Below are 14,003 nucleotides of genomic sequence, written 5' to 3'. Positions count from 1 at the left end.
AGATAATGTTGCGCGAGACGCGCGACGCCGGGCGCCTGTCCGAGCGCGAGCAGGATGGCCTCGCCATTCAGCGCGATCAGCATGATCGGCAGCGCGATGAACAGGCCGGCCCACAGTCCGACGCGCAGCGCGCGCCGCACCAGCCCGGCATCGTCGGCGCCGAACGCCTGCGCCGCCAGCGGCGCGACCGCCGACATCAGGCCCATGCCGAAGGTCGAGCCCACGAAAAACACCGTACCGGCCAGCGCGGCCGCCGCGACCGCGTCGCCGCCGAGCCGGCCGATGAAGGCGAGGTCGGTCGACATCATCGCGATCTGCGACAGCTGCGTCAGCGCCATCGGCGCAGCCAGGCGAATCGTCTCCCAGAGTTCGAGAGCAAGCGAGGGTGCCGGCGCCGGCGGCGCGTGATCAGCTTCAACGGGCGGGGTCATGGCGGCGGCTATAGCAGCCTTGGCGGCCGCATGCATATCACGGAGGCAAGTTCCATCGCGCGGGTGTGCGGCGTGTGAGCGCAGGTCTGAAGGGTTGTTTGCGATCATCGCTCCACACGATCGTCCTGCGAGCCGCGCGGTGCCGCGATCTCGCGGCGCGTGTCGCGCCCGAGCTTTGCTCGATCTTTGGCCCTCGGAGTTGAGAGGGCGCAGGGAAGGCCGGGTGCTTGACCACACCCATGGCCCGCCTGCAAAAGAAGTAGCAGGCGGCAGTCACCACAGGTGGGCCGCACAACCGGCCTTCCCTGCGCAACGGTTGGAACGGCTTATACGTACTCTCCTCGGTGCGCCGGGCTTGTTGGCCACCGTCGCCAGCGGATCGCCCGCCGGCTTGACCTCAGCATCGGGAGGCCAGGACCATACGATTTCGCCGTATGCGACCGCTCCTTCGTCCACGCACCGGCCTCGAGTGAACACCCGAGCGCGCGCTGAGAGCCGCCGCATCCATCGCATCCCCCCTCAACGGTCCGTGACGATCGCGAAGCGTCCCTCTCATGAGGACGGGATGCGCGCATTGTTTCTGATTTGCGGAATAAAATCAACCATAAAATTCGGAAAACGATAAGCGCAAAATGACTGACCTGGTCGGAGCGGCCGGCGGCCCAGATGTGATCTACATGGTTGAGGGAGAGCCGTTCGAGATCGTTGCGGAAGGGGAGCAGCGTTCAGCAAGATCAGGCGGTCACTGCGACCTGCCGCAGCGTGGCTTTCACCACGAGGCGATGAAACGGCGTGATCACGGTGAGATAGATGCGGCCGAGCGCGTTGTGGGTCTGCACCAGGGTGGTCGCGGTCACCTGCGATGTCGCGCCGACCGTCGCGACATCGACCAGAACGCGGAAGTCCAGATGCTTGTCGTCGAAGCCGAGCACGAGTTGCCCGGGCGTTTCGTCGATGACCGGGAACATCCCGATCATGGGGCCCGGACGGCGTGCGTCCGCGCCGGAGGTCTTCAAACCGAGTGGCCGGATCAGCCCATTGCGGAGTTTCAGGAGAGCAGCCATCCACCAGGGCGAATGGCCGAGCATGCGTTCGGCCGCGGTGCGGGCATCGAGCACCGCGCCATCGATCGTGATGCGGAAGGCATCGGCGAAGTCAGCACCGGCGAGCCATCGGTCACGATCGACATTAGGGGTGATCTCGCGGATCGTCATGCGTGAGCCTCGAAGATTGATCATTCCTGTATGACTCGTGGCGCGTCTGTGCCTGCTTTTCCCATTACACCGAACTGTGCGAGAACTTGGCGCGCCTGCTGATCCAGCTCCTCGCGACGCTCGGCATCGCTTGGAGCATAGCAGAGGCGCTCCAGCTCCGGACGGAATTGCAGGGCGACGTCCGCTGGAAGCGACGGCATGAGCCAGCCGAGAACACGTCATCGTCCGACCGCTGGACATGCCAGATGCGGGGCACCATCGGTGCGCCAATCGAGGACAAGAAGGGCGCAAGAACATGGGCCACGGGCCAATTGCCGTCCTTCAGCCATGCCATCAACTCGGGCGGGATCGGCTCAACGGCTGGATAGCCGGCCCCGACGGCCGCGCTGGCACGATCCAGGTCGGCTTTCCCGCGGGGGATCAGTTGACGAGCCTCTGACATGATTCAATCGCAAGCTGGATCCGGCCGAGGACGATGACCTCATTGTCGGACCGTCGCGTAGGCCCTTGAGCGTGATGCTGTGCTAATATTGTCTGCCGACGACGGCAGGGGAGCGAACGTGCGCCGTTCGAAGAACGACGAGCTTGGAACAGCGAGGCCGGTGCAGGACGTATCGCCGGGGCCCGGCCTGCAGGCGTGGATCGAGGTGCTCGGCGCGGTGCCCGGCGGCGCGGTGACGGAGCAGCAGATTTTGGTCTGGGTCGAAGGGCCGCTGCGGCGGTTCTTTCCGTTCCAGCGCTTTCTCGGGGCCTATGGCCGGCTCACCGGCGGCCGCATCCGGATGCGCAACCTGGTGACGTCGGGCTATCCGGATGCGTTCGTAGCGGGGCTGGAGGAGAGCTTCGACCTCGGCGCGCGCGGCTGCTTTGCGTGGTGGGTGCAGAACCGCGCGGCGTTCATTCTCGATCCCGCCGATCCGCCGCCGTTTGCCACCGCGCGCGAGCTCGACGAGATCAGGCAGCTGTCGCTCGGCGTAGTCGCCGGCCACGGCGTCATCGATCCCTTCGCCAGCGCCGGCACCTATCTCAGCTTCGCCGGCGTCGCCGCCGATCAGCCGCAGCACGTCCGGATGTGCTTGAACCTGATCGCGCCGGTGCTGCACGCGCTGTTCCTCGCTACCGAGCAGGTGGCGTCGCCCAAGCTCGATCTCGGCAAGCTGACGGAGCGGCAGCGCGAGCTGGTCGATCTCGCATTGATGGGGCTGCCCGACAAGACGATCGCATCGCGCCTTGGCATCTCCGAGCACACGGTGGGCAATCATTTCCGGGTCATCTATGAGCGGCTCGGCATCAGCAAGCGCAGCCAGCTGATTGCAGCGTTGAAGTAGCCGGCAGGTTCGAAAGCGGAGTGCGCCATCGTCGTAGCACGTACGTGTCATCGACCTCGGCGTCATACAGTGGTGTCGTAGCGGCGAAACCCGCAGGCCCGGCGAGCGGGTCGGCAAGTCCGGGACTGCAAATCCAAAGTCTGCAAACCCAGGTCATCCGCCATGACATCGCTCATCGTTCCGCCGCTGCTGACCGTCGCCATTGCCGCCGTCTTCATGATCCTGGAGCGGATCGCTCCGGGCCGCGAACTGCCCAATTCGCCCGGCTGGTACGGGCGCGTCCTCGCCGTGATCCTGTTGCAGGTCGGTCTCACACTCGTGACCGGCCGGCTCTGGATGCGGCTGCTCGACGGCGCCTCGCTGATTCAGCTGCGCGCGCTGCATTCGCCGGCGCTGCAGGGGTTCCTCGCGTGGCTGGTCGGCACTTTCTTCTTCTACTGGTGGCATCGCATCCGCCATTTGAACGGCTGGTGGCTGCTGTTTCATCAGATCCACCATTCGCCGCGCCGCATCGAGACCGTCACGTCGTTCTACAAGCACCCGGTCGAGATGCTGGCGGACAGCGGGTTGTCCGCGCTGATCCTATTTCCGCTGCTCGGCTGCTCATCCGCCGGCGCGCTGTGGTTCAACCTGTGCGCGGCGACCAGCGAATTCTTCTATCACGCCAACTACAAATCACCGCGTTGGCTGAAATATCTCATTCAGACGCCCGAGCTGCATTCGCTGCATCATGAGCTCGACGTGCATTCCGGCAACTACGGCGACCTGCCGATCTGGGACTGGCTGTTCGGGACCTATCGCGACGCCGATGAGTTCGCCGCGTGCTGCGGCTTTCCCGGCGAGAGCGAGCGTCGGCTGGGACGCATGCTGATGTTCGGGGATGTGTATGGAGAGTAGGGTGTGTAAAGGCACGACACGATCTCTCCCTTTGATTCAGATGCCGCTCGCGTCGTGCCCACCATCGGCGCCCACGTTGTGGGCGACGGGCACGAGCCGCTTGATGGCGGCTCTTTGCCCACCTTACGATTTGCGGCAGCGAATGAGTTCGCGATGCCGAACGGTAAGCCGGCGCGGTTCAGATCGATCCGGGCGTGGCGACCGCGCGGCCCGCAGCCAACGCGAGCGCGCCCTTTCTGATGCCGACGGCAATGGCCTTCGATTGTGCCGGGTCGGAAACTGCGCGCGCCAGCGTGACGCCGCCGGAGAGCAGGGACAGCAGCGACCAAGCCTTGTCCAGACGGTCTTGCGACGTGCGGCCCTCGAGGCCGTCGGCGACCGCCCGTAGAACGCCATCCATATGCTCCATGAACACGGCTTTGGCGGAGGCTGAGCCCCGCGCGACGTCCGGCGAGAGCGCTTGCAGCGCGCAGGCGTCCCCGACGTCGCACGTGCGTCGTTCGTTGAGATAGAAGTCGACGAACCGCTCGAGCCACCTTGCGCCGTGCTCGGCCTGAAGCGCGCGGACGCCTGCGGCGAGATCGTCCAGACCGGTTGCAACGGCGGCCTCAAACGCCGCCTCCTTGGAGGCGAAGTGCCCGTAGAACGCGCCGGAGGTGACCTCGGCCTCCTTGGCGAGCCCATCGACACCGATGCCGCCAAATCCCTTGCGCCTGAAGCCGCGGCCGGCGGCGGCGATCATGCGGCCGCGGGCCTCCTCCTTGTGTCCGGTCTTGTAGCGCATCAATTGGTCTCCAAAGAATAGCGATCGTTATTTTATATTTGACGGCATAACGGTCACTATTTTATAGCCATCACGGTCGTTATATAACGACCGTGATGTAGTCGCAAGGCCGGCCTTCAGCCCATCGTGGGAATGGCCCATCGCCGCGCGCACGTCATGCGTCACTCTCACCCCCTGGAGACGGTCATGGCCAAGGCTTTCGTCTACACTGAGCTTCAAGTCTCGATCCCGTTCGATCGCTATGATTGGCGGACAGCCAATCCCGTGCTGCAGCAGCAGCCGGGGCTGGTGAACAAGACCTGGCTTGCGGGCATCGCGACGAACTCGATCGGCGGCTTCTACGAGTTCGATTCCGTTCAGAACGCCAAGGCGTTCGTCACCGACGAGTTTCCCGCCCGCGCAAAGGCTCGCGGAGTCGCCCAGACGACACGTGTCTTCGACGGCAGCTCCGTCGAGGAGGCCAGCCGCTATCTGAACTCGATGCATTTCGACGGCAAGCTCGGCCCACAGCCCGGCGCGTTCGTCTACACCGAGGCGCAGATATCGGCGCCGTTCGCGCAGGCGCCCTGGCGCGACATGAACCCGATCCTGAAGCGACAGCCGGGCTTGCTGCACAAGACCTGGCTCAGTGGCGTCCACACCCAATCCGTGGGCGGGTTCTACGCTTTCGATACGATCGAGAACGCGACGCGCTTCGTCACGGACTACTTCCCCACCGAGACGAAGTCGCTCGACGTCGCCTACACCACGCGGCTGTTCGACGCTGGCGTCGTCGCGGAGGCCAGCAGGCCGATGCGATCGCCGTTCTTCGGCTGAGCCGACCGGCGTTCGACGAAACACTGCCTCACGCAGCAAAAACACAGGTCGCGGTGTCACGAAGCTGCGAACTGTCGACTACGTCGGCGATGATCGCTGATGCCGCAGCCGCGGGCCGCCTGAGCCGATCCATGGCTCAGGCGGCCCGCATTCCGCGACGGACCAGATCGCTAGGGAGCGCCACCATGAGCAAGCCGCGAAACGCGCATCGCGCCGCGCATGTCCTGAAGCAGAAGCTGGTCCGGATGGCGCGCAGGCTTGCAGTGTCCGCGGCAATCGCTGCCAGCTTCGGCGCGCCTGCGGCGGCAAGTCTGGATGGACATGACCGGAATGTTGCGACCTTGCCCGTCGACCATGGGCCGCCAAGCTCTACCGCCCGCGCTCCGGCACGCGGGTGATCTTCGCGCCGAGCGCATTCAGCCGCTCGTCGATGCGCTCGTAGCCGCGTTCGATCTGGTCGGCGTTGTCGATGCGGGAGGTGCCCTCGGCGCACAGCGCGGCGAGCAGCATGGCCATGCCGGCGCGGATGTCGGGGGAGACCACGCGGGCGCCGCGCAGGCGGTTCGGGCCGGAGACGATGGCGCGGTGCGGATCGCACAAGACGATGCGGGCGCCCATCGAGATCAGCTTGTCGGTGAAGAACATCCGCGACTCGAACATCTTCTCGAACATCAGGATCACGCCCTCGCATTGCGTGGCGGTGACGATCGCAATCGACATCAGGTCGGCGGGGAAGGCCGGCCAGGGCTGGTCCTCCAGCTTCGGCACGTGGCCGCCGAAATCGTCCCTGATCTTCATCGTCTGGTCGGACGGCACGATGAGGTCGTCTCCGGCGACTTCGCAGACGATGCCGAGCCGCTCGAACCCCATGCGGATCGAACGCAGATGCTCGGTGCCGGCGCGCACAATGCGCAGCGGCGAGCGCGTCACCGCGGCCAAGCCGATCAGCGAACCGACCTCGATGTGATCGGGCTGGATGGCGTAGGAGGCCTGGCCGAGCGTACTGGCGCCGTGGATCACCATCGTGTTGGTGCCGATGCCTTCGATGTTGGCGCCGAGAGCGACCAGAAAATGCGCGAGGTCCTGGACGTGCGGCTCGGAGGCGGCGTTGCGCAGGTATGTCGTGCCATGCGCGGCGACGGCGGCGACCAGCGCGTTCTCGGTCGCGGTCACGCTGGGCTCGTCGAGGAACACGTCGGCGCCCTTCAGGACGGAGGCGCGCAGCTCGATCTTGTCGGTGGCCGTGACGGTGGCGCCGAGCTGCTCGAAGGCCAGGAAATGGGTGTCGAGGCGGCGGCGGCCGATCACGTCGCCGCCCGGCGGCGGCAGCGCCACTTCGCCGCAGCGGGCGAGCAGCGGACCGGCGAGCAGGATCGAGGCACGGATGCGCGCGCACAGATCCGGATCGAGATCGGCAGCGCGGATCTCCTTGGCATGGATCGCGAGCCGGTTGCGGCCGCGCCATTCCGCCGAGGCGCCGACCGAGCGCACCAGCTCCACCAGGGTCTCGGTATCGCGGATGCGCGGCACGTTGTCGAGCGTGACGGGATGGTCGGTCAGCAGCGCCGCCGCGATGATCGGCAGCGCCGCATTCTTGTTGCCCGACGGCTCGATCGCGCCCTTGAGCCGGTGACCACCCTCGACGATGTATTGAATGGGCGCCATGCGCGAAGAATCCGTGCTGAGAGGGTTTTCAGGGACCGGCAAAAGCGGAACATCGGTCCGGCACCGAGTTATCACGGACGGCGCGCGCAGGCCACCTTCCACGGTTAGGACGCGGCAGTCCAGGGATCTATGACAGTAAGACCGGCGGCCGAAAAGGCGCTCGTGTCGCGGGTTGCGACAGAAAAATCACGGTCGGCCGCAATGGCGGCGATGTAGCCGTCCGGCGTTGGAAACCCCTTCCCAGCGGCGCGGGCCTTCACTGCGATTTCGGCGTAACGGCAGGCCGCGCTGGTGTCGAATGGCAGGATCCTTGCTCCGAACAGCTCCATCAGGCTTTCGAGCGCCGTCGTCAGCCGCTCCCTCCGTCGTCCTTTCGGAAGCGCGCCGATGCCGAACATCAACTCAGCAATCGTTACACTGGAGATGAACAATGTTTCGGCGATCTGCCGGTCCAGCCACGCCATCACCTGCGGCGAAGGCTCGGGCTTCATGGCTTCCGAGACGACGTTGGTATCGAGCACAATCATTTCAAGCGCAGCGGCTCGGCGGGCTTGATTGCGCGATGCTGTTCCTCCAGCGCTTCGACGTCGGCATTCGTCAATCCGACATTTCGGCTCATTTCAGCCAACGCCGTGCCGAGACGTAGTCGTCCCTCCGGCTGAACGGCGGCTTCGAGGATCGCCCGAATTTCAGCTTCCGTGCTGCGATTATGCTGAGCGGCCCGCGCTTTAAGCGCGCGATGCGTCTCCTCGGAAAGGTTGCGAATGGTCACGGCCGGCATGATTGCTGACCTCCACAAGTTGAGGAATGATATCATTATCAGAAAATGCTATCACTGTCCACATGCCGTCCGTCAGGGCGCTCGTCTGTCCGGCATGGCCTTGACGGCCGTTTCCGAAGTCCTCGCACATTGATCATGTCACCCCGGCTGTCGTCGTCCGCGAAAGCGAACGATCCCGTACGCCGCGACGTCTCGGTGAATCTCTTCTGCCGCAGAGTCATGGATGACCCGCTTTCGCGGAGCATGACAGCGGTGGGGACGGTCAGAGCTCGACCCGCAAGCAACCGGTTCCAAGGAAACGTTCATCCAGATGATCGCCCATGGGACTAAACGTCCACGTTCGCCGACAGCGAGTTGTCCTGGATGAATTCGCGGCGCGGCTCAACGACGTCGCCCATCAGCTTGGTGAAGATGTCGTCGGCCTCGTCGACCTCCTTGACCTTCACCTGGAGCAGCGTGCGGGCCTCGGTGTCGAGCGTGGTTTCCCAGAGCTGCTGCGGGTTCATCTCGCCCAGCCCTTTGTAGCGCTGCATCGCGATGCCCTTGCGGCCGGAATCGGTGACGGCCTCGAACAGGTCGACCGGGCCGTGGATCACCGTCTGGGTGTCGCCGCGGCGCAAGGCACCGGGTTTGGCGTAGGCGTCCTGCAGCCGCGCCGCGTAGTCGTCGAGCTTGCGGGCGTCGGCAGACGCCAGCAGCGCGTCGTCGATGACGGCGACGTCCTTCACGCCGCGCACGGTACGCTCAAATGTGAAGCCTTGGCCCTCGACGAAGTGGCCGATCCAGCCGCGCTCGACCTCCTCGGCCAGCACGTCGAGCCGCTTGGCGATGTATTCGGCGGCGGCGTCGGCGGTGGCGATGTCGCGGGTGATGTCGGCGCGCAGCACACCGGCGATCGCGGCCTGCTCGACCACCTTGCGGTCGTAGCGGCTGTGCAGGTTGCGCAGGATGTTGCGCACGATGCGCGCTTCCTCGACCAGCGCCAGCAGGTCGCGGCCCTTGCGCTCCTCGCCGTCGGCGGTCCGGAACACGCAATCGTCGAGGCCGGTGCCGATCAGATAGTCCTCGAGCGCGCGCTCGTCCTTCAGATACTGCTCGGACTTGCCGCGCGTGACTTTGTAGAGCGGCGGCTGCGCGATGTAGAGATGGCCGCGATCGATGATCTGGCGCATCTGGCGGTAGAAGAAGGTCAGCAGCAGGGTGCGGATGTGGGCGCCGTCGACGTCGGCGTCGGTCATCACGATGATCTTGTGATAGCGCAGCTTGTCGATCGAGAAGTCGTCGCTGATCCCGGTGCCGAGCGCGGTGATCAAGGTGCCGATCTGCTCGCTCGACAGCATCTTGTCCGGGCGCACGCGCTCGACATTGAGGATCTTGCCGCGCAGCGGCAGCACCGCCTGGAACTCGCGGTTGCGGCCCTGCTTGGCGCTGCCGCCGGCGGAGTCACCCTCGACGATGAACAGCTCGGACTTGGCCGGATCCTTCTCCTGGCAGTCGGCGAGCTTGCCCGGGAGCGAAGCGATGTTGTTGAGCGGATTCTTGCGCGTCAGCTCGCGCGCCTTTCGCGCGGCTTCGCGCGCCGCCGCGGCCTGGATCACCTTGCCGACGACGGTCCTGGCCTCCGACGGATGCTCCTCGAACCACGCCGACAGCGCCTCGTTGATGACGTTCTCGACGACGGGGCGCACCTCCGAGGACACCAGCTTGTCCTTGGTCTGCGACGAGAACTTCGGATCGGGCGCCTTCACCGAGAGCACCGCGGTGAGGCCCTCGCGGCAGTCGTCGCCGGTCAGCGCGATCTTTTCCTTCTTCGCATTGGCCTCGGCATAGCCGTTGACCTGACGCGTCAACGCGCCACGGAAGCCGGCAAGATGGGTGCCGCCGTCACGCTGAGGGATGTTGTTGGTGAAGCACAGCACGTTCTCATGGTAGCTGTCGTTCCACCACAGCGCGGCCTCGACGGTGATTCCGTTGGCCTCCGAGCGGACCATGATCGGATTGGGAACGATCGCCTTCTTGTTGCGGTCGAGATATTTGACGAACTCCTCGACGCCGCCGGAATAGAACATCTCCTCGCGCTTCTCGACCGCGTGGCGCATGTCGGACAGGATGATGTGGACGCCGGAGTTGAGGAAGGCGAGCTCGCGCAGGCGGTGCTCGAGCGTGGCGTAGTCGTATTCGACGATCTTGAATGTGTCGGTCGAGGCGAGGAACGTCACCTCGGTGCCGCGCTTGCCCTGCGCTTCGCCGACCACCCGCAGCGGCGCCACCGCGTCGCCATGGGCGAACTCGATCAGATGCTCCTTGTCCTCGCGCCAGATGCGCAGCTCGAGCTTGCTCGACAGCGCGTTGACGACGGAGACGCCGACGCCGTGCAGGCCGCCGGAGACCTTGTAGGAGTTCTGGTCGAACTTTCCGCCGGCGTGCAGCTGGGTCATGATGACCTCGGCGGCGGAGACGCCTTCGTCCTTGTGGATGCCGACGGGAATGCCGCGGCCGTCGTCGCGCACGGTGACGGAATTGTCGGCGTTGAGCACGACCTCGACGCGGGTCGCGTAGCCGGCCAGCGCCTCGTCGATCGCGTTGTCGACGACTTCGTAGACCATGTGATGCAGACCGGAGCCGTCATCGGTGTCGCCGATATACATGCCCGGGCGCTTGCGCACGGCATCCAGGCCCTTCAACACCCGGATCGATTCTGCGCCGTATTCGTTCGCGGTGGCAGGCTCGTTGTCGGCGATGGTTTGCCGGGCGGGTTCGGTCATGTGAGGCCTTTGAAGGGGTCCCGATGGGCGATGTCGCGCAAGGGTGCTGAGAGCACTCTTTGTGCCATGAAAGACGGGGCGCGGCCAGCGCAAAAAGGGGTGTGTTAAGATATTGAAGAGATGGGTTTTTTTAACGGTTTTTCAAGCCGTTCGAGGGCTCACTTCGGGGCTCTCGAAAGGCCGATTCGGGAGGCCTTTTCCGGCCCCTCGCCAGCGGCCCGGCACACCCTGGCCCGGGGCGCGTTCCAACGGCATCAGGCCGCCCGTCGGGCGGCCTGCGATCAGGGGTCGATTGGACGGTTGGCTGGCGTCGTGAGGCGCCTGCATCGGCTCAATACAGCGGCAGCGGCAGCGCCTGGCCGGTCGGGCCGACCATCAAGCCCCAGGCGTCGCCGGCACCGAGCTCGATCGTGTCGCGGACCGGCGCGCGGCTGGCGATCTTGATCTCGTAGCGGTACTTGCCCGGCGGCAGATCGAGCAGCGGGCCCTTGGGTGTCCTGGGGCTGCCGGTGCCGGCCGCGATCCTGATCGCCTGCCTGTTGATGGTCAGCACGGCATCGGCCTCGCCGATATTGCCGAGCATCAGCTTGGCCTGGCCGGGCTTCGGCAGGATCTCGGCCTTCGCCGCAGCCTCCGCATTCTTCTGCACCAGGTTGATCGACGTCTCGCCGCTGGCGCGGCCGAGCGTCAGCTGGGCGGGGCCTTGCGGCGAGGTGAACGCGAGACGGGCCTTGTCGGCGCTGACCTGTGCCGCCTCGGCCTTTTCCTGCCAGCCGCGTTTGGCGAGCTCGGCGCGGTAGAACGCCAGCACGGCGCCGAGCTCGGCCGGCACGCTGGCCTCGAGCTGGAGGCGCACCGGTGTATCGAAGCCCGGCGGCTTGGAGGTCGACAGCGAGGTCGCGCTGCGCTCCTTCGGCACCGGCAGCGCCGAGGACGGATCGGCTTCGAGCGGCGCGGCGTCCTTGATCTGCTCCTGGATCTGCTCCTTGATTTGCTCTTTGGTCGGCTGCGCCGCCGCTTGCGCCGCCGGCTTGGCGGCCGCGATCAGGCCGGTGCCGTCGGCGGTCACGTTCACCTTCGGGCCCATCTGCATGATCGTGAAGCTCACCGACTTGCCCTTCGCCGAGAACTCCAGATGCGCCATCGTCGGATTGTCGATCACGGTCGGCGCCTCCCGGTAGCCGGCAGCCTTCAGGGTCGAGCGGAAGAAGCCGGCGAGCGCCTTCACCGATGAGCCGGAGTTGAATTCGAGCCGGCCCTGGCTGCCGTCGAACTCGACCGCCTCCGCGGTCTCCGGCAGCGCGATCGGCGCGGGATTGTCGGGCAGCGCCCTGACGGGCGCGTCCGACATCGCGCCGGACTGGGCGGCGCGGCGCGCCTCGTCGGCAGCGATCACCTGCTTGGCCATGGCGGCGGCGTCGGCCATGAACCTGTCGTCGGCGTCCTTCTTGGCCTTGGCACGGGCGGCGAGCGCCGCCTCGGAGGCGCGCATCGACAGCTCGACCATGGTGAGATCGTAGCTGCGCGACAGCTTCAGCGTGCCGGTCTCCTCGGCGGAGGCAACCTTGAGCGTCACCTCGTCCGGCGTGCCCGGCGCGGCCGCGTCGATCCGGAAGCCGCGCGCCGGCAGCTCGCTGGTGTAGAAGGCGAGCACCGCCGGCAGCTCGGCGATCACGGCGCCCTTGGCCTGGCGGCTCGGCGAGGTCGCGCTGCCGAGGCTCTGCGACGATTTGGCCGGCTTGGGCATCGGCAGGCCGGCGCGGTCGTCGCCGGCTTCGAGCTGGGCCGGCAGCGCGAAGGGCGCGACGCGGATCTCGACATTGGTCTTGCCGTCGCCGTGACGGGTGAGGGTCAGCATGACCGGATTCTGGCGGCGCGGACCGTCGTTGGCGACGCGGTCATAGAAGGCGCGCACGCCGTTCGGCGTGGTCTCGCTGAGATCGGCATTGGGCCAGCGGGCTGCGGCGTCCGCCGTCAGCGGCTGCCAGCCGATCGCGGTCATCTCCTTGCGGAAAAGCGCCTGCGCGGCGTCGAGCGACGACGGCACGATGCAGGACAGATAGGGCCGGGTCTCGTCGAATACGATGTCGGCGGCGCCGTCGGGGAACGGCAGATCGGCGTAGATCCGCAGCGGCGAATAGCTGACCTCAGAGATATCCATGCGGCCGCCGCTGCCGCTGAACGAAACGGACAGTCCCTGCTTGCCCTTCTTGTAGTTGAGCGTCGTATTGCGTTCCTCGAGCGGGCGGACATAGCGCACCCAGCCATCGGCGCTCAGCAGCTGCTGCGTGGCGACAGTCGTCGCCGCGGGCGGCGTGGGCAGGCGGTAGATGGCGCGGTAGCGATCGGAGCGCGAAGTATCATCGACAGCGCCCTCCAGGCGCGGCAGCGCATGTACGTCAACGATGGCGTCGTCGGCCCGTGCCGTCGCGGCGCAGCTCGCCAGCAGCAACAGCCCGCATGCGAACAGCCGCAGTCGCGCCGCGGCGGTGGCCGGCTGCCTGAGCTTCGACATCACAGATCTCCAGGAGTTCGATGTGAGGTGTCCGGCCTCACGGGACGGTGTCGGACGCCGGGCGACGTCGTCATGCCGTCCAGCCACAGCTAGTCGGGCTTGGGAACTGACAGGTTCAAAGCGGAATGAGCTACCGCCGCGCGGTGATGCGGCCGCCGTCGACGTCGAAGATCTCGCCGAGCTCGCGCAACTCGGCGAACGCCGCGGGATCGGCGCCGGTCAGCCACACCTGGGCACCGAGCGTGCCGAGCTCGGCGAACAGGGCGGTGCGGCGGCCGGGATCGAGATGGGCGACGATCTCGTCGAGCAGCAGCATCGGCACGATGCCCGTGGTCTCGGCGACCAGGGTCGCATGCGCCAGGATCAGGCCGATCAGCAGCGCCTTCTGCTCGCCGGTCGAGGCATCGCGCGCCGGCATGTTCTTCGGCGCGTAGACGACATGCAGGTCGGTGAGATGCGGACCGTCCAGCGTACGGCCCGCGGCGGCGTCGCGCGCGCGGTTGTCGCGCAGGACAGCGCGGTAGCGGTCCTCGACGGCGAGCGCGGGCTCGGTCAGCAGCGCGTTCTCCATCCAGCCGTCGAGCGCGATCTCGGCGGAGGGAAACGCCGACGCCGCGCCGCGCTGGCGCAGCATCGCCGCGAGCTTCACCGCGGTCTGGCCGCGGCTGGCGGCGACGGCGACCGCGAGCTCGGCGGTCTCGCGCTCGATCGCGTCACACCAATGGTCGTCGAAATTGCGCACCTCGAGCAGCCGGTTGCGCGAGCGCAAGGAGCGCTCCAGCGCCGAGACGCGGCTGGAATGCTCGC

13 protein-coding genes are annotated in these 14,003 nt (G+C 66.3%); 3 read left to right on the top strand and 10 right to left on the bottom strand.

What is annotated here, in order from left to right:
- The 3 genes from BRAS3809_RS19650 to BRAS3809_RS37770 form a co-directional block, all read right to left on the bottom strand.
- On the bottom strand, positions 1–431 hold a 431-nt coding region (locus BRAS3809_RS19650), incomplete at its 3' end, for an MATE family efflux transporter (protein WP_240535717.1).
- Between the two features lie 734 nt (positions 432–1,165).
- On the bottom strand, positions 1,166–1,645 hold the full coding sequence (locus BRAS3809_RS19645) for a DUF2867 domain-containing protein (protein WP_008963808.1): 480 nt from the start codon (positions 1,643–1,645) through the stop codon (positions 1,166–1,168).
- 64 nt (positions 1,646–1,709) lie between these two features.
- Positions 1,710–2,087, bottom strand: a complete 378-nt coding sequence (locus BRAS3809_RS37770; protein ID WP_052523443.1) for a DUF5071 domain-containing protein — start codon at positions 2,085–2,087, stop codon at positions 1,710–1,712.
- A 118-nt stretch (positions 2,088–2,205) separates the two neighbouring features.
- Between BRAS3809_RS37770 and BRAS3809_RS19635 the strand changes: the two genes are divergently transcribed.
- A complete protein-coding gene (locus BRAS3809_RS19635) occupies positions 2,206–2,973 on the top strand; it encodes a helix-turn-helix transcriptional regulator (RefSeq protein ID WP_008963806.1) in 768 nt (255 codons plus the stop codon).
- A gap of 162 nt (positions 2,974–3,135) precedes the next feature.
- A complete protein-coding gene (locus BRAS3809_RS19630; RefSeq protein ID WP_008963805.1) occupies positions 3,136–3,870 on the top strand; it encodes a sterol desaturase family protein in 735 nt (244 codons plus the stop codon).
- A gap of 178 nt (positions 3,871–4,048) precedes the next feature.
- On the opposite strand, the gene BRAS3809_RS19625 is transcribed toward BRAS3809_RS19630, so the two are convergent.
- Complete coding sequence (locus tag BRAS3809_RS19625; RefSeq protein ID WP_008963804.1) at positions 4,049–4,654, bottom strand: TetR/AcrR family transcriptional regulator; 606 nt, start codon at positions 4,652–4,654, stop codon at positions 4,049–4,051.
- Between the two features lie 186 nt (positions 4,655–4,840).
- On the opposite strand from BRAS3809_RS19625, the gene BRAS3809_RS19620 reads away from it, so the two are divergent.
- Positions 4,841–5,470 (top strand): hypothetical protein, encoded by a 630-nt coding sequence (locus BRAS3809_RS19620; RefSeq protein WP_008963803.1) that lies wholly within the window; start codon positions 4,841–4,843, stop codon positions 5,468–5,470.
- A 369-nt stretch (positions 5,471–5,839) separates the two neighbouring features.
- Here the strand turns inward: BRAS3809_RS19620 and murA are convergent, their stop codons facing one another.
- The 6 genes from murA to BRAS3809_RS19590 form a co-directional block, all read right to left on the bottom strand.
- Entirely contained in the window at positions 5,840–7,135 is a 1,296-nt protein-coding gene (gene murA, locus BRAS3809_RS19615; RefSeq protein WP_008963802.1) for a UDP-N-acetylglucosamine 1-carboxyvinyltransferase, read from the bottom strand.
- Positions 7,136–7,239: 104 nt separating this feature from the next.
- Positions 7,240–7,662, bottom strand: coding sequence for a type II toxin-antitoxin system VapC family toxin (locus tag BRAS3809_RS19610; RefSeq protein ID WP_008963801.1), 423 nt, complete (start codon positions 7,660–7,662; stop codon positions 7,240–7,242).
- Positions 7,659–7,916 carry a FitA-like ribbon-helix-helix domain-containing protein gene (locus BRAS3809_RS19605; protein WP_008963800.1) on the bottom strand — a complete coding sequence of 86 codons (258 nt, stop codon included), beginning with the start codon at positions 7,914–7,916 and terminating at the stop codon, positions 7,659–7,661. The genes BRAS3809_RS19610 and BRAS3809_RS19605 overlap by 4 nt, the downstream gene beginning before the upstream one ends.
- A gap of 326 nt (positions 7,917–8,242) precedes the next feature.
- Positions 8,243–10,681 carry a DNA topoisomerase (ATP-hydrolyzing) subunit B gene (gyrB, locus tag BRAS3809_RS19600; protein ID WP_008963799.1) on the bottom strand — a complete coding sequence of 813 codons (2,439 nt, stop codon included), beginning with the start codon at positions 10,679–10,681 and terminating at the stop codon, positions 8,243–8,245.
- Positions 10,682–11,012: 331 nt separating this feature from the next.
- The gene (locus BRAS3809_RS19595; RefSeq protein WP_008963798.1) at positions 11,013–13,196 is read right to left on the bottom strand and encodes a hypothetical protein; all 2,184 of its coding nucleotides are present in this window, start codon (positions 13,194–13,196) and stop codon (positions 11,013–11,015) included.
- Between the two features lie 130 nt (positions 13,197–13,326).
- On the bottom strand, positions 13,327–14,003 hold a 677-nt coding region (locus BRAS3809_RS19590; RefSeq protein ID WP_035657020.1), incomplete at its 5' end, for a DNA recombination protein RecF.

It is taken from the genome of Bradyrhizobium sp. STM 3809, from assembly GCF_000239795.1.
In the GTDB taxonomy this organism is placed as follows: Bacteria; Pseudomonadota; Alphaproteobacteria; order Rhizobiales; family Xanthobacteraceae; genus Bradyrhizobium.
Note: the sequence above shows the minus strand (reverse complement) of the source record. Positions and strands in the feature narration are given on the sequence as shown.

Bases quoted from the DNA above. Each gene is read 5' to 3' on its own strand.
- BRAS3809_RS19630 (WP_008963805.1), top strand. From the start codon at position 3,136: ATGACATCGCTCATCGTTCCGCCGCTGCTGACCGTCGCCATTGCCGCC.
- murA (WP_008963802.1), bottom strand. From the start codon at position 7,135: ATGGCGCCCATTCAATACATCGTCGAGGGTGGTCACCGGCTCAAGGGC.
- gyrB (WP_008963799.1), bottom strand. From the start codon at position 10,681: ATGACCGAACCCGCCCGGCAAACCATCGCCGACAACGAGCCTGCCACC.
- BRAS3809_RS19625 (WP_008963804.1), bottom strand. From the start codon at position 4,654: ATGCGCTACAAGACCGGACACAAGGAGGAGGCCCGCGGCCGCATGATC.
- BRAS3809_RS19605 (WP_008963800.1), bottom strand. From the start codon at position 7,916: ATGCCGGCCGTGACCATTCGCAACCTTTCCGAGGAGACGCATCGCGCG.
- BRAS3809_RS19610 (WP_008963801.1), bottom strand. From the start codon at position 7,662: ATGATTGTGCTCGATACCAACGTCGTCTCGGAAGCCATGAAGCCCGAG.
- BRAS3809_RS37770 (WP_052523443.1), bottom strand. From the start codon at position 2,087: ATGTCAGAGGCTCGTCAACTGATCCCCCGCGGGAAAGCCGACCTGGAT.
- BRAS3809_RS19620 (WP_008963803.1), top strand. From the start codon at position 4,841: ATGGCCAAGGCTTTCGTCTACACTGAGCTTCAAGTCTCGATCCCGTTC.
- BRAS3809_RS19595 (WP_008963798.1), bottom strand. From the start codon at position 13,196: ATGTCGAAGCTCAGGCAGCCGGCCACCGCCGCGGCGCGACTGCGGCTG.
- BRAS3809_RS19645 (WP_008963808.1), bottom strand. From the start codon at position 1,645: ATGACGATCCGCGAGATCACCCCTAATGTCGATCGTGACCGATGGCTC.